This window comes from Candidatus Poriferisodalis sp., from assembly GCF_965219595.1.
In the GTDB taxonomy this organism is placed as follows: Bacteria; Actinomycetota; Acidimicrobiia; order Acidimicrobiales; family Poriferisodalaceae; genus Poriferisodalis.
In genome coordinates, this window is the sequence record NZ_OZ244781.1 from 1,865,985 (window position 1) to 1,884,297 (window position 18,313).

The 18,313-nt window shown below is 66.6% G+C and carries 14 protein-coding genes; 2 read left to right on the forward strand and 12 right to left on the reverse strand.

Annotation, left to right across the window (positions count from 1 at the left end; translation table 11 throughout):
• Window position 1 precedes the first annotated feature (1 nt).
• The 9 genes from ACOQPE_RS08330 to ACOQPE_RS08370 all read right to left on the reverse strand — a co-directional run bounded on the left by ACOQPE_RS08330 (window position 2) and on the right by ACOQPE_RS08370 (window position 13,357).
• Window positions 2-3,595 (reverse strand): UvrD-helicase domain-containing protein, encoded by a 3,594-nt coding sequence (locus tag ACOQPE_RS08330; RefSeq protein ID WP_420608469.1) that lies wholly within the window; start codon window positions 3,593-3,595, stop codon window positions 2-4.
• Window positions 3,592-6,969, reverse strand: coding sequence for a PD-(D/E)XK nuclease family protein (locus ACOQPE_RS08335; protein ID WP_420608470.1), 3,378 nt, complete (start codon window positions 6,967-6,969; stop codon window positions 3,592-3,594). Before ACOQPE_RS08335 ends, ACOQPE_RS08330 begins: the two co-directional genes overlap by 4 nt.
• 44 nt (window positions 6,970-7,013) lie before the next feature.
• Window positions 7,014-7,430 (reverse strand): hypothetical protein, encoded by a 417-nt coding sequence (locus ACOQPE_RS08340; RefSeq protein WP_420608471.1) that lies wholly within the window; start codon window positions 7,428-7,430, stop codon window positions 7,014-7,016.
• Window positions 7,427-8,008 carry a hypothetical protein gene (locus ACOQPE_RS08345; protein WP_420608472.1) on the reverse strand — a complete coding sequence of 194 codons (582 nt, stop codon included), beginning with the start codon at window positions 8,006-8,008 and terminating at the stop codon, window positions 7,427-7,429. The genes ACOQPE_RS08340 and ACOQPE_RS08345 overlap by 4 nt, the downstream gene beginning before the upstream one ends.
• Window positions 8,009-8,067: 59 nt before the next feature.
• On the reverse strand, window positions 8,068-8,445 hold the full coding sequence (locus ACOQPE_RS08350) for a clan AA aspartic protease (protein WP_420608473.1): 378 nt from the start codon (window positions 8,443-8,445) through the stop codon (window positions 8,068-8,070).
• A 180-nt stretch (window positions 8,446-8,625) separates the two neighbouring features.
• On the reverse strand, window positions 8,626-9,555 hold the full coding sequence (locus tag ACOQPE_RS08355) for a TIGR03621 family F420-dependent LLM class oxidoreductase (protein WP_420608474.1): 930 nt from the start codon (window positions 9,553-9,555) through the stop codon (window positions 8,626-8,628).
• A gap of 82 nt (window positions 9,556-9,637) precedes the next feature.
• Window positions 9,638-10,867, reverse strand: a complete 1,230-nt coding sequence (locus ACOQPE_RS08360) for a TRAP transporter substrate-binding protein (protein WP_420608475.1) — start codon at window positions 10,865-10,867, stop codon at window positions 9,638-9,640.
• 90 nt (window positions 10,868-10,957) lie between these two features.
• Window positions 10,958-12,526, reverse strand: coding sequence for a TRAP transporter large permease (locus ACOQPE_RS08365; protein WP_420608476.1), 1,569 nt, complete (start codon window positions 12,524-12,526; stop codon window positions 10,958-10,960).
• A gap of 6 nt (window positions 12,527-12,532) precedes the next feature.
• Window positions 12,533-13,357 carry a TRAP transporter small permease subunit gene (locus tag ACOQPE_RS08370; protein WP_420608477.1) on the reverse strand — a complete coding sequence of 275 codons (825 nt, stop codon included), beginning with the start codon at window positions 13,355-13,357 and terminating at the stop codon, window positions 12,533-12,535.
• A gap of 82 nt (window positions 13,358-13,439) precedes the next feature.
• Here ACOQPE_RS08370 and ACOQPE_RS08375 point away from each other — a divergent pair, with 82 nt between their 5' ends.
• Complete coding sequence (locus ACOQPE_RS08375) at window positions 13,440-14,372, forward strand: thioesterase family protein (protein ID WP_420608478.1); 933 nt, start codon at window positions 13,440-13,442, stop codon at window positions 14,370-14,372.
• Window positions 14,373-14,507: 135 nt separating this feature from the next.
• Here the strand turns inward: ACOQPE_RS08375 and ACOQPE_RS08380 are convergent, their stop codons facing one another.
• Window positions 14,508-15,353 (reverse strand): response regulator, encoded by an 846-nt coding sequence (locus ACOQPE_RS08380; protein ID WP_420608479.1) that lies wholly within the window; start codon window positions 15,351-15,353, stop codon window positions 14,508-14,510.
• Window positions 15,354-15,453: 100 nt separating this feature from the next.
• Window positions 15,454-15,828: a hypothetical protein gene (locus ACOQPE_RS08385; protein WP_420608480.1), complete on the reverse strand. Its 375-nt coding sequence runs from the start codon at window positions 15,826-15,828 to the stop codon at window positions 15,454-15,456.
• Between the two features lie 676 nt (window positions 15,829-16,504).
• Here ACOQPE_RS08385 and ACOQPE_RS08390 point away from each other — a divergent pair.
• Window positions 16,505-16,888, forward strand: coding sequence for a hypothetical protein (locus ACOQPE_RS08390; RefSeq protein WP_420608481.1), 384 nt, complete (start codon window positions 16,505-16,507; stop codon window positions 16,886-16,888).
• Between the two features lie 174 nt (window positions 16,889-17,062).
• Here ACOQPE_RS08390 and ACOQPE_RS08395 read toward each other — a convergent pair whose 3' ends face one another.
• Complete coding sequence (locus tag ACOQPE_RS08395; RefSeq protein WP_420608482.1) at window positions 17,063-18,298, reverse strand: CaiB/BaiF CoA transferase family protein; 1,236 nt, start codon at window positions 18,296-18,298, stop codon at window positions 17,063-17,065.
• Window positions 18,299-18,313: the final 15 nt, after the last annotated feature.

Genomic DNA, 18,313 nt, shown 5'->3' on the forward strand with positions numbered 1-18,313 from the left:
TTCAGGCACCCGGGCTCGTCAGCGCTGCTGCAATGCCGTCCACGGCGTCGATGTTGCCGCGAAGGGCGTCGCCGACGAGCGCATCAGCAGTGGCGGGAGAACCGTCTGCCTGCAGGTACAGGAGCACCACCCGGCTGACCGGTTTGCCGGTTGCCCGTTCAAGGCACCAGGCATAGGCGGCGCACTGCCGACGGTACTGCTGGGCACGTTCGCTGTCGGAGTCGGGCATCTCGCCGAGCGCATCGGTCTTGTAGTCGACCACGACGAGCCCGCCGGTTGCCGAGTCTGCGTACATCAGGTCAACGAAGCCCTCGACGACGGTCGAAAGCGATCTGGGCGAGTCGGAGTCGCCAGTCGGCGCGGCGACATACACCTCCTTCCAGTGGGGCGCACGCGCAGCGCCTTGCACCTCGTCGCTCGCGAGTGCCGACCGCACGTACGCCTCGATGACGTCTTGGCGACCCCCGATTCCTTCGGCGACTGCCTGTGCCGCTGCGAGCGGTCGGAGCCCGATGCCGCTGCGAAGGTCGATCGATTGCAGGACGCCATGGACGGCTTTGCCGGTCGCGGTCGCGCCGCGTCCGCGGCGGACCGGGGCGCGCCCGACGCCGAGGCGGTCATCGGGCTCGTTCTTGGCGTACACCTCCGGCCGCGAGCCGAACGATCCGTCTGCGTCGTCGCCGGCCGCCCGGTGCGCGATGGCCGTCGCGCTCACAGCGGATCGCTGCCTCGACGCCTCAGCAGCGCTGTCGCGTCGTGTCAGCCATTCGGCCCGATCGGGACGGCTGGCGTCGCGGGACGGGCCGCTGGCCCCGCGCAACCTTACGATCTCGGCCTCGGGATCACGGTAGTGGCGGTAGTCCCACTGGTGAGGCGCAGTTGCTGCATCTTCGGTGTCGCCTGGACCGCCGGGCGCAGACATGGCATCGACGATGACCTGTGCGTGACTGCGATTGAACAATTCGCCCGCGCTCGACGGCGTCTCGCGGTGAAGCGAGACCACCAAGCGGTCACGCGCTCGCGTGCATGCCACATACAGCAGCCGGACGCGCTCGTGGTGCTCCGCCATCCGCTTGCCATTGGCCAGATCCGCATACGTCGACGTCTGCGCGTTCTTGCGCAGGCGCACTGCTGCTGCTCCGCCGTACCGGCCATCGGCGGAGTCGTCGGCGCGTTCATCGGCGAACATCGCCCCAGCGGAGGAGGGGCTTGCGCCGTTTCCCTGCAGCCCGGCGACGATCACAACGGGAAACTGCAATCCCTTCGACGCATGCACAGTCATCACCCGGACCGAGTCGTCGTCGGACTCGGGCAGGATCGCCTCGGTCACCTTGGACCGCTCGGCGCTCTGCATCTCCACCCAGCGCAGAAACTTGCGCAGACCGCCGCGCTGGCTCTCCGACCAGGCACGCGCCTGGTCGATGACGAACCGCACGTGTCGCCAGACATCGCGCGTCCGTGGCCCCGCAGCGGCTTGCTCGAAGACGCGGCGCTCGCGCACGAGACGTTCGAGCAGCACCGCGGGTGCGATCAGGGAGTGCGCGTCGTACAGCGTTCGCAGATGTGCCAAGGCCGACGCGACCCGATGATGCTCGCCATGCTGGGACGAGACGACCTCGGAGGCGAAATAGCTCCACGACCCGACGGCCCGGAAGTAGGCGTACAGGTCGTCGTCACCGCAGCCGTACATCGGGGTCCGCAGCGCGCTGACCACCGCCAGTGAGTCGTCGGGATCTGCTGCAGCCCGCAGACACATCATCAGGTCGCGCACTGTTCGGCTGCGCCACACGAACTCGGAGGCCTCAAGCCGGTAGGGCACCGATGCTGCTGACAGACCGGCTTCGAGCTGAGGCAGGCAGGTGCGGGTCGGCACCAGGATCGCGATGTCGCTGAGGCGCGCCGCTCTGGTGTCGTTGAGATGACGGTCGTGCACCTCCCAGCCGTCGTGGATGATCTCGGCGATGATGCCTGCGACATCGGCCGCCTCGACCGCGCGGATGCCGTCGGCAGTGAGGCCCGAGGTCTTCTTGTCGTGAGCGTCGAGGCCGAGCGCGGTGACCGCCGGCTTGTTGTCGAAGTCGGCTCGGTTTGCCGTCAGGGTCGCGTACGGAGCCTGCAAACGGCCCGCAGAACTGTCCGCATCACCCCCCATGAGCGCGCCGAACACTGCGTTGACCCACGCCACGATCGACGCCGTTGATCGGAAGTTGACTCGCAAGCTGGCCAGTTCGCCGATCTCGCTGCCGAATCGCTGTCGCGCGTCGGCGTACAGCTCGATGTCCGCTCTCCGGAAGCGATAGATGGACTGCTTCGGATCGCCGACGAAGAACAGCTGACCGGGTGCCGTGTGGATGTCGTCCCAATGCGGCGGGTGCACCGGCTCGGTTGCGCCGACGGCGTCGCTGTCGGCGGCGATGAGCGCAGCGATCTCGATCTGGATCGGGTCGGTGTCTTGGAACTCGTCGAGGAGCAGGTGGCAATAGCGGCGGTGGAGCGATGCACGCGCCTCGGGTGAGACGCGCAGCAGATCACGGGCGCGAACGAGCAGATCGTGGAACTCCAGGCGCCCGGCCGCCCGGCGCTGTTCGGCTGCGCCCAGGGTGAAACGGGCGATCCGATTGCACAATGCGGCGATCGCGGCGTCGATGGTTTCGGTGGCCGCGGCAGCGCACTGCTCCCGCAGATCGGCGAGCCCCTCTCGGATCGGGGCCCAGTCATCTCCCCGAAAGACCCCGCCGCCCTTGGGCACGCCGCTGCCATCGACGCTGGACTCGTTGAGCACAGCGAATCGCTCGACGTCTGTCGTCGCCGAGCTCAGCCGCTCCAGATAGCCGTGGAGACGTGCCAGCAGCCTCGTAGCAGCAGGGGTGAAGTCTCTGGCGGGATGCCGCCACGCCATCAGCCCAAGTCCTCGATCGATGATGCGGCTCGCATCGACCGGGGCCGCTCGCACCGGCACGTCGTCAGTGCGCACACGATCCCAGTTCGCGTTGAAGGCGAGGCCGATGTCACGAAGCATGCTGAGCGGGGTGTCTGTGGCATCGACCAGCTCGACGGCCCAGCCGATGTCGGGGTCTGACAGCAGATCGTCGACGAAGCGATGCCACCGTTCGTCGAATTCGACATCGCTCGCAATCTGGTCGAGCGCTTCGAAGCGGGGCGGCAGTCCAGCCTCGATCGGGTGTTCGGAGAGGATCCTGCGGGCAAATCCATGGAGCGTGGAGATTGCTGCGCCGTCGAGCCCGTCGAGCGCCTCCTGCAACGTCTCCTTCGCGCCGCTGTCAGCAGGCGACTCGAGCAGTTCGTTCAGCGACGCCCGGATGCGGTTGCGCAACTCTGCGGCCGCCTTCTCGGTGAACGTGATGGCGGCGATCGAGCCGATTGGTGCGGCACTCGAGCCGGTCACGAGTTCGAGTACCCGATTGACCAACGCCGTGGTTTTGCCGGTTCCCGCGCCCGCTTCGACGAACATCGTCGTGCCGGTTTGGCGATTGACCCGATGGCGGTCTGCCTGATCGACCGGCTCGTCAGTGATCGGCCCGGCGCCGGCGGAGCCGTTCCGCAGCGATGCAGCCGGCATCGGCACCGCGGTCATGGCGACGCTCCGTCCGGATCTGCCAGTCGCGCGAACACTGCGAGCGCCGGGTCGTCTCGCTTGAGACGCCACGAATGCCCGATGTCCGCGGTGCCGAGCCCATCTGGGTCGCAATAGGGGCACACGCGGTACTGGCGCCGGTCGTCGGCAGGTCGGGCGAAGCCGGGGAACACTCCGCTGCGGATCCCGCGCACCATTGCACTGACCACCTCGCGAAAGCGAGCCAGCACCGGCTCGTCGATGCTCAACTGCAGCCACATCCAGCGTCCCTCGGCGGTCGAGACGAACCAGTACGCGCTCAGCACGGCCTCGCGTGTCGTCTCGCTTCGTCCGAAGTGGGCGGCTGCCGCGAGCGCGTACACCGGCAGTTGCAGCTTTGTGCCCCGGACCGTGGGGTCAGCACCCTCACCCTTAGTAATGCTGCGGTAATCGTCGGTCTTGCCGGTCTTGTAGTCGACGACGATCAGATCGCCCTTGATGTGGCGCTCGACGCGGTCGATGATGCCCCGGAAACGGATCACGCTCCCGTCGTCGAGACGGTAGGGGACCGCCGGCGCGGAGCCGTCGAAGCCGAAACGAAACTCTGAGCTCTCGATGTCCCCGCGCGAGTGCGGCTCGCGCTGGCTGTCGCGGTCGAGCAGTTCGCCGAGATCGGCAAGCAACCTCTCACGATCACGTTGCCACAGCAGCGGCAGGCCTGTCATCCCGCGCTGTTCGGCCTCGTCGGCGAGCTGGCGCCCCACGCCGACGAGCTCGCTGCGATCCTCGTCGGTCGGCGGGCGGCCCGGACCAGGCGGCGGCCGTCCCGAGCCTTGGCTCGGCATCGGCTCGCTTGATGTCCATGCCTCGCGATTCGCGATGAGCGGTTGGTAGAAGCGATCGATCGCCTCGTGCACCAGGTGGCCCCGATCGAGCGCGCTGAGCCGAACAATCTGCTCGGGATCGGCTACGGCACGTACCTTGAGGAGATGCTCGAACAGGTACCGGCGAGGGCACGACGCCCACGCCTCGAGGCGCGTCGGCGACACGACGTCTGCCAAGGCGCTCTCGCTGTCGATGACTCCCGTGAGGTTCCCGTCGAAACGCGTGAACTCTGCGCTGCGGCGCGCTGCGGAGAGTTCGACGCCGTGGCGGAACGCGGGATCGGCGAATGCCGGATGCTGTTGTCGGCTCAACGAGGCGGGACTCGACTCGAGCAGGCTCGCTGCGTCGTATTCCCAATCGGCAGCAGGGAAGTCGCAGGTGCGCACGGCACCCAGGAACGATGGGTGCTCGACTATGCCCGATACCCGATCATCGAGCGCTGCGGCTGCGAGGTTCGCGGCGTCGAGATACCCGTCGGCGAAGTAGCGCCCCGTGCTGTCGAGCCGGCGTGCCGTGTCTGCCAGCCAGCGCGACGGCACATATTCCGCGCTCTGGCGCAGGTCGCCGCGCGGCACCAGCAACGCGCAGTGCTGCGCGGTGCCGGCGATAGCAGCGAGTAGGACCCGGTGGCTGTCGGCTGCAACGTCGGCGTGCAGGCTCAGTGCACCGTCCAGTGATCGCCGCTCGTCCTCGTTGACGAGGCTGTCGGGCTGAGGTCTGGTGGGAACGATGCCTTCGGCCAGCCCGACGACATAGCTCCGGCTGGCAGCGACGTCGGGCGCGCCGGCCAGCGGACCGACGTACACGCCCATGCCCTCGGTTCCGCTGCGACCGTGGGGCTGTGCGAGCTCGGCCTGAAGCGCTTGATGCACTGTGTCGAAGCTGACGAGCGGTTCTAAGGCACCGAGGTCGGAAAGCCGTTCGAGCACTCCCTCGATGCGCTCTGCCGCGGTGATCTCCCACTCAGGCCAGTCTCCGAGCCACGGCGCTCGACCCAGCGCGCCCAGGTAGCGACGTAGCGACGACTGCATCCAATTGCACAGGCTCTGCCACGTGTGCCTGGTTCGGCCGTCGATGAGGCGCTCTCGCATCTCCGACATGAATGCCGACGCTGCGTCGCACTCTGCTGCCTCGCGTTCAAGCCGTCGGCACCGGGCCCGACTGGGATCGTCGCTGTCCTGCTCGCGAGCCGCGCTTTCGCGCAACTCGGCACAGTAGCGCCCCAGCCGTGACGTCCAGTCGCCGCCGCCGACCACGTGCGCTGCCCGTGCGAGGCGCTCCCATGCCGAATCGGGCACGAAGAACTGATCGGTGCCCATCGCATCGACGTGATGCCCGCCATGCACCTGGCGGGGCACCTGCGCGCCGGCGAGCAGGTCGAAGACGTCGCGGCGCTCGAGGCGAGGCTCGTCCAGATGGGCGTCGGCCAGCGCGGCGAGGCCCAGTGCGAACCGCCCGTAGATCGACTCGGCCAGCGTTCGGGCCGTGTTGCCGTACGTGGCGACACCGGCGGCAGCGAATTGATCTTCGAGTGTGCGTCCGTACGGCTCGGCCGCGCCGAGATACACCGCGATTCTGCCTGGGGGGATGCCCTCATCGAGGTCTGCGAGCACCTCGCGCACCACGGTGCGAGCTTCTTCGTCGGCATCGGTGACGCTCACGATCCTGTCGGCGCACGCAGCGCTGCACAGCGATTCCCGACGCTGATCGTCAAGCATCGGCACCGCGACGCGCAGACGTCTGCAGATGCGCTTCGCCGCTGCGTCTGCGCTGTCGCTGCCGGTCAGCCCGACGAGCACTTCGACCCGAGCCGTGGCCGGAACATCGCCGAGTGCGCGCAGCAGGCGCATCTCGTGCTGATTGAGTGTGCGAGGCAGGTAGACGCAGATGCTGCCCAGTTCGGATGGGAGAGCATCAAGCGAGGCGACGTGTTCCGCGGCAGCCGACATAAGGTCGAACTCGTCGTACCAACTGTGCCGCAGCGACGCCCGAACTCGTCGGCAGATATCCACCACGCCGGAGGCTCTCTCGGAGGCGGCGGCGAGATGGTCGAGCTGGGTGGCCGACAGATCGCGCAGCTCCAGGTATGTGTCGGCCAGAGCGCGGGCCGTCTGATGATGGCCGGCGACGGGACCGAACGGACCGGGTTCTTCGGCGAGCGCGATACGAGTGGCCGCTGCGATCGCCATGCTGCTCAGAGGACGCCGCCCCGATTGCTGCAGCGACGATCCGCCGAGGCGATCGGCCAGCGCAGCGATCGTGAGCGTCTCGAGCACGGCCACGCCGCCGCTGCGCCTGCCGAGTTCGCGCCGCAACGACAGGCCCGTGTAGTTGGACGGCACCACGACAGTGGCCGCCCCGAGCGGGTCGCAGGCCTTGGCCCGGGTCACGAAGTCGGCGACAGCCTCACGCGCCTCGGCACCGAACCCGACTCCGACCACCGCCAATCCGCCTCCCGACAGCGCATGGTCGTCGCCTGCCGCCTCGTCTGCAGGCCCTGACGTGCTCACAGCAGGCAAGATAGGCCGAGGGTGTGACGGACACGCTGTTCGGATCAGTCCGACTCATCTTGTGCGATGACGCGCAGCTCGACCTGCTCCAGATCGCAGATTTCAGGCCAGTGCTGTCCCACGTTCCCGACGGCTAAGAGCACAGGTGCCCGGTGATGGACAGCGGCACCCAGCAGATCGGCGGCGATCATGTTGAGTCGGTACTCGAGCTTGAGGCGAGTAGCGAGGCCGGTATACGGTCGCGGGTCAAGAACCTGCAAGACGGCTTCGGGCGGGGACAATGCCCGTTGCACCATTTCGGGCGTTGCCCGCCGGCTCAGTCTCCCCGCGTCTGACGGGCTCTGCAATGCCGTGAGCAATCGGGCGTAGAGCACCCACGGGATTGTCGGGGTCTCGGTCGGCCAGTAGGTGTCGTCACCCTGCAGCGCCCTGAGCGCAAGGTCGTCATCAACAATGATCACGCCCTCGCGCTGTCGGAACGAGGATCTGGCTGTGATTGCGGATAGACGATCAGCGGCCCATCGAACGGCTCGTCACCGGCGAGATACATGTGCACGATGTACTTGCTGAGCATCCTGACCCGTGACGATGTCCAATCGTGTGGTTCCAGCATGCTCGCCATCGTGACGACATCGCTGTCGGGTTTGGCATCGCGAGGTATCCGAACCGCCATCGCATAGACGTGCCGATCAGCCAGGTGACCTGTCAAGGCCGCATCCCCGTCGTCCGCTGATGAAGAACCCGATGAGGACGGGATCGCACCACCCGATTCTGCGCTCGGTGCGGTGGGCTCGTCCAAGCGCAGGTCGGCGTCAGCATCAAAGAGCTCCCGCCGAAGTGCCGGATACTCCCGGGCGAAGTCAGCGAACTGCGCCTTCAGAGCCTCTTCGTCCACGCTGCTGACGCGATCATCGAGTTGCCGGAGCACAGTCTCGATCAGCGTGCGCGCGCACTCGCTCGTCGTGCTCTGTTCAGCGTCGGCCAGTTTGCGAAGCAGCCGGTGGAAATCCTCCGAGAGCAGCACCTCGATGCGCGACATGGGGAAATCGTAATGGCAGTGCCTCGAATGACCCGAAGCGATTTTTTCAGCGGCGTGGGTCAGTGGGCAGCGAGCGCCTTGAGTCTCACGGCGGACAGGCGTTTGAGCTGCTGGTTGCGCGGGTCGACCTCGATGCCGGCTGACTCCAGCGCGGTGAGGCCGAGCAACGGCTCGACGTCGTCGTCGACGAACACCACGGTGCCCATGACCATCTCGTCCATGAACTCGAGCTCGGCACCTCCGATGTCGAATTGCAGTCGACGGCCGTCGGCCATCTCGTATGTGCGAGATCCGAACGGCTCGACGCCGATGGCTTCGAGGTGCTGGCGCGGCACCAGCGACTCGATGGCGCCGGTGTCCACCAGGAACTCGCCTTGCCAGGCGCGATCGCGTGCTGCTGGGTTCTTGACGGTGACGGTGACGTGCGTGGTGCCCACAGGAGGCCTCCTCTGTCGAACAGGGCGGATAGACGGCAGCCGACGGCTGCGTCGCTGAGCCTCGCGCGCGCCGTGAGACGCGTCACCATCATTTTCGGGCGTTGAGTCTTCCTGCGTTGATGTCATGGATTCATTGTCGCAGTGCAATCGCGTCATTCGCGACACGGCGGGCGACAGGGCTCAGGTGCCGGCGAGCCGGGCCACCACTGGGGCCATCGCGTCGACCTCGGGGTCGTGGATGATGATGTAGCTGGCGCCGTAGGTCTCGCGATGGTGATGCAGCTGCTCGCAGATGTCGTCGACCGTGCCGGCCAGCACCAAGGGAACTTCGCGCGCCTCTTCCAGTGTCAGCCCGAAGCCAGGCGCGAACTGCGCGAGAATGCTGTCGGCGTCGTCGGACACCAACGCCATGAACGTGTTGAGCTGGATCTCGATGTCGGCGAATCGGTCGCCGGCGGCATCGGCAATCCACTGGCGGCGCTCGACAAACTTGTCCGCTACCGAGCTGCGGGCAGCATCGGGGCCCACGGTGCCAGACCGCAGATTGGGATTCAGGCTGATGATGTCGGCAAGGCGGGCAGCTGCGCTCAGCACCCGCTTGCCGCCGCCGCCGATGATGACGGGCGGTCCGCCCGGCGTGTGGGGCAGCGGGCGGCCCACCATGCCGGAGATCTGGTAGTGCTCGCCGTCGTAGTCGAAGGGCTCGCCGGTCCACAGCCCCTTGATGACCTCCAACGCCTCGATCATGCGGTCGATGCGCACTCCGGGCCGGTCGAGCGCAATGCCCGACTGCTCATAGTCCTCGGTCAGCCAGCCGGCGCCGATGCCGAACTCGGTGCGGCCTTCTGCCAGCAGGTCGAGCGTGGCGAAGTCCTTCGCCAGCACTGCGGGGTGCCGGTAATCGGCTGCGTACACCAGGGTCCCGACGCGCAGCGTCGTGGTGATCTCCGCCGCAACAGCGGGATGCACGATGGGCGACCAGCTGTCCCAGAAATGGTCGTGGCAGAACAAGGTCGAGTAGCCGAGATCCTCCACCTTGCGTGCCATCTCGCGGAACGCCGCTGGACTCTCTGGCTTGCCGTACTGGACACCAAATCTGAACGGATGCACAGCGGCATCCTACGCGCCGCCTTACGACGTCACGGCGTGCCCGACAGCGGGCTGATGTCGGCCCCGAGCCGGTGAGGTCCGGCTAGATCTGCGTCTGCTGGTCCAGGAAGGAACGCTCCGCCAGGCCGTGCCACTCGGCGATGCCGTCACGGAACTCCCGCCACGGCGCCAAGATGGCGGCGAAGCGAGCATCGTCCGCCGCCACCGCGTCCAGCACGTTCTCGGTCTCTTCCTTGAACGCCGCCATCAGCTCGTCGGGGAACTGGCGGATGCTGGCGAACTCCTTGACGCGCTGGAGATCGGCCTGGTTGCGCACGTCGTAGTCGGCGATCGTGTTGATGTTCGCCGATGCCGCCGCAATCTCGATGGCTGCCTGGTATTCCGCCGGCAGGTCGTTCCACAGCGACAGCGGGAACTGCACCTCGACCGCCGTGCCCGGTTCCCACCAGCCCGGGTGGTAGTAGAACAGATCGCCGGCGAACTGGTCGAGGCCGAGGATCAAGTCGTCGGTGGGTCCCACGAACTCGGCGCCGTCGATCGCACCCTGCTGGATCGCAGGCAGGATCTCGCCGCCCGCCAGGGTGACCTGCTCGCCGCCGAGGCTCTCGAGCACACGCCCCGCAAGACCGGGGATGCGCATCTTCAGGCCCTGCAGGTCGCTGACCGAATTGAGCTCCTTGGTGAACCAGCCGCCCATCTGGCAGCCGGTGCCGCCGGCCGGGAAGGCGATGACGCCATGCTCTTCGGCGTAGAACTCGTTGAGCATGTCGAGGCCGCCGCCCTTGTACAGCCAGGCGTTCTGCTGGCGCTGCGTCAGCCCGAACGGCACAGCGGTGCCGAACTGCTGCACGGGGCTGAGCCCGACGTAGTAGTACGACGCCGTGTGGCCCGCCTGCACGCCGACGTCACGCACGGTAGGCAGCACCTCAAGGCCGCCCACGATCTCGCCAGCGGGTCGAGGATTGATCTTGAACCTGCCGCCGGTGAGCCGGCTCACCTGCTCGGCGAAGAAGTTCGCCGAGCCGAACAGGGTCACCAGCGCCGCCGGCCAGCTCGTCGCCATTTCCCATTCGATCTCGGGGCCGTCCTGGGTGAGCGCCACCGATGTGGCCGGGGCGTCGGTGGCGGCGGGACCTTCGGTCGTTGCTGCGGTGTCTCCGTCGTCGGAGGTGCAGGCGTTGAGCACCGTTGCGGCCGCCGCGAATCCTGCTACGCCGAGACCGGCCTTGAGGAACGATCGCCGGTCGAAGCCAGCGTCTTCGATGCCTTCATCGAGAGCAGTCTCCGGACTGGCCTCGTCGTGCATAGTCATAGGTAGTGCCTCCCCGCAGGCGCGCAAGTCGCGCCAACTACGTCGCGCGAAATTAGCACGCACCGAAATTGCGCCGGACAGGCTGCGCAGCTAACTGAACAGTTCGAGCGACGTGTACACGATTCCCGGAAACACGCCGAGGATGATCAGGGCGATGGATTGCAATCCCATGAACGGGATGGCGCCCTTGTGGATGTCGGCGGTGCGCACTTCGGGCGGCGCCACGCTCTGCAAGTAGAACAGCGAGAATCCCACCGGCGGCGAGATGAACGCCATGTTCAGGTTCACCGCCATCATCACGGCGAACCAGATCTTCTCGTCCTGGGTGAAACCCAGAATTTCCATGGCCGGAACGAAGATGGGCACCACGATGAAGGTGATCTCGAGGAACTCCAGGTTGATGCCCAGCAGGAACACAGCGATCATCGCGACGATGACGAAGCCCAGCTTCCCGCCGCCGATCGAGGTGAGCCATTCGGAGGTCTGATCGGAGCCGCCGAGCTGGAAGAACATGGCGCTGAAGAAGGTGGAGCTGAACAGCAGCGTCATCACCAGCACCACGACGCTGGCGGTCGACTTGCCCGCCTGCACGGCAGCAGCACGGCTGAGCCGCCACTGGGGCGTGATGTGGGTGGCGCCCTCGCGCATGAGCAGGCGGTCGAACAGCCAGTTCAAGCCCGTCAGCGCCAGCGCTCCGAACACGCCGACTGCGCCCGATTCGGAAGGCGTGGCGATCCCCTGGAAGATCGACACCAGCACGCCGAGGATGAGCACCACGATCGGCACGATCGCGATGAGCACCTCGCACGCCAGCATCCGGGTGAACGCCATGATCGCGAAGCTGACGATGAGCACCAGCACCGCCGCCATGGCTGCCACCCGCAGATTCGCGAGCAGCATCACGCACCCGACCATGAAGCCCAGCAGGGCTGCGATGAGCAGTTTGGTCTGGATCGACGGGTTGCCTTCCAGCTTGCGCTCTTCGAGCGGCATGGCCGGGCCCATGTCGGGCTTCCACCACGACACGATCAGCACGTAGGCCACGTAGAGGCCGCTGAGCATCAGGCCGGGCAGCAGGGCACCGGCGAACAGGCCCAGGATGCCCACGCCCATCTGCTGGGCCAGCAGGATCAGCACGATGCTGGGTGGCAGCAACTGCGCGAGCGTGCCCGAGGCGGTGATGGCACCTGTCGAGAGCTTGTTGTCGTAGCCGAGCCGCACCATTGCCGGCAGCGACAGCAGGCCCATCACGATGACGGTGGCCGCCACCACGCCGGTCGCGGCAGCCAGCAAGGTGCCCACCAGCACCACCGCAGCGGCCACGCCGCCGCGCAGCGCGCCCATCAGCATGCCGACGGCGTTCAGCAGCCGCTCGGCCATGCCGGATCGCTCCAGGATGGCGCCCATCAGCACGAACAGCGGCACCGCCAGCAGCACTGGGTCGCTGATGTTCACGAACCAGCGCGCCGGCAGCGTGTTCAGCGTGGCGGTGTTGAACGACCCGGTGAGATCGCCGATGAATGCGAACGCCAAGGCTGTCGCGGCGAACGAGAACGCGACGTTGTAGCCGGTGAGGATCATGCCCATGAAGACGACGAACATCGTCAGGGCCAAGAACACGCCCGTATCCATGCCGAAGATGGCCAGGAGGTCGCTCATGAGGGATTACTCGACGCGCAGCGGCGACTCGTGTTCGACGAGGTCGCCCTTCTCGTCGTCGCCGATCATCACGAAGCCGGTCTTGATCATCTCCGCAAGGATCTGCAGGCCGAACAGGATGAACGCAACGAGGAGCATCACCTTGATCGGTCCTACCGGGAGGCTGCCTGCATCAACGCCCTCTTCCCACGTCTCCCAGACCCGCCAGCTGCTGGGCCATTCGCCGTTGTGCCGACGGCCCAGCGAGGTGGCCGCGTAACCCCTGAGGATCCGAATGGCCATGACGATGAAGGGCAGCAGCAGGGCCGAGTGAATGACGAAGTCGAGCCAGGCCTTGCGCTTGGCGCTGAAGTTGGCCCACCAGAAATCGATGCGCGGGTTCACGCCTTCGCGCACGCCGAAGTTGATGGCGAGCAGGAACATCAGCGCGAACGACTGCCACGCCAGGCTGGTGGTTTCGCCGAAGAGGATGTCGGTCTCGACGAGGTCATTGCCGTAGCGGGTGATGACGTTGAACAACTGCAGCAGGAAAACCACCCACGCCAGGATCCACGCCGCGGTCAGGCCGAACGTGGCGATCGACTCCACGCCCCGGCGAATCCGGTCCAGCCCGTCGTGCCACAGCCCCATCGCGAGCGCTCCCGCGAGGACCAACCAGTTCCACCACACCAGGTTGCCGATCCAGTACTCGGTGTCCCAGAACAGCCGGGCCGCGAATGCGAGGACAATCGTGGACCCTGCCATCCAGCCGATCGGGTGCAGGCGCGCCCACCATGGCCTCGCCGTGGCGACCGGCGGCGCATCCCGAGCCACCGCAGCGGTGTCTGTCACGGCGCCCCTTCCCCTGTTGCTCGCCTGCATCGCTTGAACACGAAAACAGGCGATCCAACATCCTGCCACCTAGCTTGTCGCCGTGGAGAACATCGGATCTGAGCCGAGTAGCGCGAACTCCTACCCCGCTCAAACATCGCCCCCGGGGGGTATGCCGCCTGCGCTCTTCGTGCTGGGGGCCGGCGGCGTGCGCGCGACAGAGTTGACGCGCGGTCCGTGGGCGCACCAGGTGATGCACGGCGGCGCGATCGGCGGCCTGCTGGGCTGGGCAGTCGAGCGCGAGCAGCGGCGGCTCGGCATCTCGCAGGTGTGCAGCCGGTTGACCGTGGAGATCCTCTCCGGCATGCCGATGGCGATCTATGAGGTCGCTGCGACCATCGTGAAGGGCGGCAAGCGGACGGCGCTCGTTGACGCCGAAGTGCGCGAGGCATCGGGTGCTGGTGGAGGCGGGCGCTTGGTGGCGCGGGCAGCTTCACAATGGCTGACGCCCACTGCGCTCTCGGACGGCGAGCCTGGGGGTGACGGGCAGTCGCTGCCGCCGATCCCGGCCGAGCGCGCCGACCCCGGAGCCAATCCCGACATCGACTACCCGCGTCCCGGCTTCAACGCCGACGCGGTGGATTTTCGCTTCGTCGGCGGCTCGACGGAGGAGCCGGGCCCCGGCCGCACGTGGCTGCGATTGGACCATCCGCTCATGGCCGGCGAGGAGACGTCTTCGCTGGTGCGGGTTGCCACACTGGCCGATCTCGGCGCGGCTGTGGGGTGGGATTTCTCCCCGTCCGGTGGCGCCTACATCAACACCGACGTGACGTTGCAGCTGCTGCGCGTGCCAGCGGGGGAGTGGTTCTACTTCGACGCGGCCACGGTGGTGGCACCCCAGGGGCTGGCCGGCACGCACACGGCCATCTGCGACCGGCACGGCCTGCTCGGCTGGGTGTTGCAGAGCCAGGTCGAGGCCCCCGCCGAGATCGGCTTCCCGGGCGGCATGAACGCCGCCCGTGTCGCCGGTCACTGAACGCGACCGGCGACGTTGCGGCGGTCCTAGAAGACGCCGGTTCCGATCAGCGTCAGCATCACAAATGTCATAGCTGCATTGTCCCGCATCGCAACCGATTTGTGATCGCGGGCAGGAGAGGAATCCGATCGCGGGCTAGCCGGCGACCTCGGCCAGCAGGTCGTCGATGACGTGGGCCATCTGGCTGTAGTCGGGCCGCTTCATCACGAACGCATCCGCGCCGAGGTCATACGCGCGGGCACGGTCGTCGGCGGCCTCGTCGGTGGTGAGCGCAACCATCATCACCTTGTTGAATTCGTCGGCGGCGCGTGTCTCGGCGAGCAGATCGAACCCGCTGACCACCGGCAGTTTCAGGTCGAACAGGACGAGATCGATCTCTGACGGACCTACTGCACGCATGAACGCCAGGGCATTCGCACCGTCATGGGCCACACGGAGCTGGTTGCGGGTGCCGGCCTCGGCGAGGGCCATGGTGATCACGTCGACGTCGTGCTGGTTCTCCTCGGCTAGCAGCACATGAACCGTGTCGTCAGGAGCGTGGATGACCGGCGGCTCGAACGTGCCTGCGCGATCGACGGTCTGCGTCTCCGCCGAGACGTGCTCGACGGGAACGCCGAAGCGCCGCTGCAGCCGATGGGGCAGGTCGAGATGCAGCCACCTGCTGGCGCCGGCGGGCAATGTGCTCAAGATGATGAGGTCGGGATTCAGCCGGTCAATGGCCAAGTTGACCGCCACGACGGGATGTGCGGGGCCGACCTCGCCGGTGACCCGGGCACCAATGTCGTCGAGTGCCTCGAACGCTTGGCTGAGCCTGCGGCGTGCACCGGCGAGCGCCCGCGCGGGATCAGGACCGTTCGCACCTGTCGCGGGCACGACGATGTGAAACCGGGTCTCGGGATCGACGGCGAGGATGTGCTCCACGCGCTCGTGCAGGTGGCCGCCGACGAGGGTTTGGTTGGCCACGATCAAGACGTGTCGCATTCCGGGCACCTCCTCGGTGGTGGGTCTATGGAAGCGAACTTAGACGCGGCGCTCTTGTGCCTCGCGCACGGCATCATCGGCGATCAGTCCGTCGATCTCGTCATCGGACATCCCCAGCGCGCGCGATCGGGTTGGTGCGCACTGGCCCCTGAACGTTCAGCGGCTGTTCGAGTCGCGCGATCTCAATGCGTTCTCGTTCGTATGCCTCGCCCTCGGTCAGGTCAGTCGCAACGATGACAAGTTCGTACTCGACGCCTTCAGCAACCAGATCGCTGATGCGCGCTGAGCCGCCCGTCAAGCGCGCGTCGCCCGATGTGTGTTCGGCTTCGCGGGCCCATGCCGATCGCTGAGTGATGCCTGCGTACTGCTGGCCGTTCTCGAAGTCGAACCGATACACAGTCCAGCGTCGGCTCGGCGGTTGCGGAGTGTCAGAGCACTGTTCCAGCGCCCGGTAGTCGATTTCGCGCTGCCGCATTTGGTCGAACAGCGGTCTCAGGTCGCGAACACGGGTACCTCGCCTGCGCTGGCTCCAGTATTTGCTGCGAGCGCTCGTGTACAGCCGCCAGAGCCTCGCTGCCTCTGTGCAGGCCGCGCAGGGTTCCTCGTCACGCTTCAGGTGGCGCTGGAATGCTGCATAGGTACCGCACGGCCGGAGCTTCCTACCGCCGACATCGACTCGAGAACGTTCGCCCCCATCCGATAGCGAGTAACCCCTCTTGGTCATCGGCTCGCTCCCTGAAGCCTGCGCCTGAGCTGTTCGCCGTGGCCACAGCCATGACAACCGCCGAGCACTCGCCCGCCACGATCTCGGCGACGCAGGTACTTCGCACCGCTCTGGTGCCGCTGACCGTACCGGCGTCGTTGGCAAGTGTCGAAGCTGCGTCCGTCGAGACGGTTTCCCAACTCTTAGGCAAATCGGTGATTCTGCGCAGCCCGAAAATCAGCATCGAGATGGCCGGCGAAGCTGCTAGAAGCCGGCATTGGCAATGTCGTCAAGGGGTTGCATCGTGTCCATTGACAAAGCTGGCAGCGACACTCTTGGCGCGTGGGATCAAGTCCTCGTGGAGGCGAGGGAAATTCGGAACAAGCAGGACGTTCGCCTAGCAAATGCGCAGCGGCAATCCCAGCTGATCGTCGCTGGTTTTCTTGCGATGACGGCGATCTTCGTGACCGCCGTTTCGGTCGCCGTCGCGTCTCGGCCGGAATCCGCCGACACATCGGCCGTAGTGGGCGTTCGAGCACTCATTGTCGCTGCTGCCTTCGCGGCAGTAGCACTCGTCAATGGGGCCACATGGATCAACACCCACACGGTGGCGAGACACTGGAGAGAAGTGGCCAACTTCGACCAGCTGACGAGCTTCCCCGGACGCGTCGACGGGTTGCCACGGTTGCGGCGCCACCTCGTGATCAACTTCCTGGAGCACTTCAACTACAACGAGGACATCGTGCGGCGAGCTCAGCGCCTGGTCGGCGCCCAAGCAGTTCTCACGCTCCTGTTCGTCTACTTGGTGCCTTTTGTGTGGGTGTTACTGTGACCGCGATGGACTCGACGAAAGCACCCGTCGGCCGTTCGACGCGCTATCCGCGCGTCGATGTCAGCCGCGGACTGATATTCGACTTCGGGTTGCCGTCTTTGTGGCGGCGCGTGCTGACTTTGCTCCAGCGCGCTCGGCATCCGGGGCGCGTCTGAGTCTGGCCTCCGGCCGCAGTCAGTCCGACTCGCTTACAGGTGTGTCCAGAACAGTGCGATTGGCGACTAAGTCGTCGATTTCGCCCTCGGAGAGGCCTGCGGCGGTCAAGATGTCGCGGGTGCCCTCGCCCAGTCTTGGTGAGGGGCCGCGCGGACCGACGTCGGCGTTGGCGAATCGCATCGGGATGCCGACGCTGCGGTAGGGGCCGATGTCGGGACTGTCCAGCGTGGGGAAGAGGCCGAGCGCCTCGGCTTGGGGATCGTCGGCTACCTCGTGCAAGCCCAGCACCGGGCCCCAGATGATTCCCTCGGCATCGAAGATCTCGCCCCACTCGTCGCGGGTGCGGTGCGCGAGCGCCTCGTCGATGCCGGCCACGATCTCGGGCATGTGGGCGAACCGGCCGCGGATATCGGCAAAGCGCTCGTCGTCGATCCAGTCGAGTCGCTCGATGACCCGGCACAGCAATGGCCAGGCGCTCTCGGCGGGCATATTGAGCACCACCCACTTGCCGTCGCCGCAGGGGTAGCGGTTGGCGGTGGGGACGATCATGTTCTCCCGGGCACGCTGGCGCAGCGGCGCCCTGTCGACGGCGGTGATGGCGTAATCGGACGCCTGGGTCCACACCGCGGTCTCGTAGAGCGATGTCTCGACGACCTGAGCCTCGCCGGTGCGTTCGGCCAGCCGCAGGGCCGCCAGCACAGCACCCACCAGCGCCAGGCCCGTGGTGTGGTCGCCTTGGGCGGGGCGCGCCATCGGCACTGCGCCGTCGGGTCCTTCCCTCATGGCGTCGTAGATGCCCGATCGGCCGAAGAATGCGGTGACGTCGTAGCCAGGGCGCCATGCCTCGGGACCGGAGGTGCCATAGCCCGTCAGCGTGGCGTGCACGATGCGCGGGTTGACCGCCGTCACCGTGGCCGAGTCGAGGCCGAATCGCTCCTGGCGGTGGACGAGCAGGTTGCACATGAACACGTCTGCGCCGGCGATGAGCCGGTGGACCACCTGCTGACCCTGCGGCGAGCCCAAGTCCACCGCGATCGAGCGCTTGCCGCGGTTGTCGACGTCGAACTGGAAGTCGTAGTCCTTGATCTCCGGCGGCAGCTTCGCCGGACGGCTGTAACCCCGCATCGGGTCGCCGTCGAGCGGTTCCACCTTGATGACATCGGCGCCGAGGTCGGCGAGGATCGCGCCAGCCGAGGGGGTGGCCATCCAGCTGTCCACCTCGATCACCTTCACATCGTCCAACGGTGCCGCCATCGGACCTCCAAGCCA

What these genes read in the sequence shown, in the direction of transcription:
- ACOQPE_RS08330 (WP_420608469.1), bottom strand. Translation starts at nt 3,595, where the DNA reads ATGACCGCGGTGCCGATGCCGGCTGCATCGCTGCGGAACGGCTCCGCC.
- ACOQPE_RS08345 (WP_420608472.1), bottom strand. Translation starts at nt 8,008, where the DNA reads ATGTCGCGCATCGAGGTGCTGCTCTCGGAGGATTTCCACCGGCTGCTT.
- ACOQPE_RS08360 (WP_420608475.1), bottom strand. Translation starts at nt 10,867, where the DNA reads ATGACTATGCACGACGAGGCCAGTCCGGAGACTGCTCTCGATGAAGGC.
- ACOQPE_RS08365 (WP_420608476.1), bottom strand. Translation starts at nt 12,526, where the DNA reads ATGAGCGACCTCCTGGCCATCTTCGGCATGGATACGGGCGTGTTCTTG.
- ACOQPE_RS08380 (WP_420608479.1), bottom strand. Translation starts at nt 15,353, where the DNA reads ATGCGACACGTCTTGATCGTGGCCAACCAAACCCTCGTCGGCGGCCAC.
- ACOQPE_RS08385 (WP_420608480.1), bottom strand. Translation starts at nt 15,828, where the DNA reads ATGCGGCAGCGCGAAATCGACTACCGGGCGCTGGAACAGTGCTCTGAC.
- ACOQPE_RS08390 (WP_420608481.1), top strand. Translation starts at nt 16,505, where the DNA reads ATGACGGCGATCTTCGTGACCGCCGTTTCGGTCGCCGTCGCGTCTCGG.
- ACOQPE_RS08395 (WP_420608482.1), bottom strand. Translation starts at nt 18,298, where the DNA reads ATGGCGGCACCGTTGGACGATGTGAAGGTGATCGAGGTGGACAGCTGG.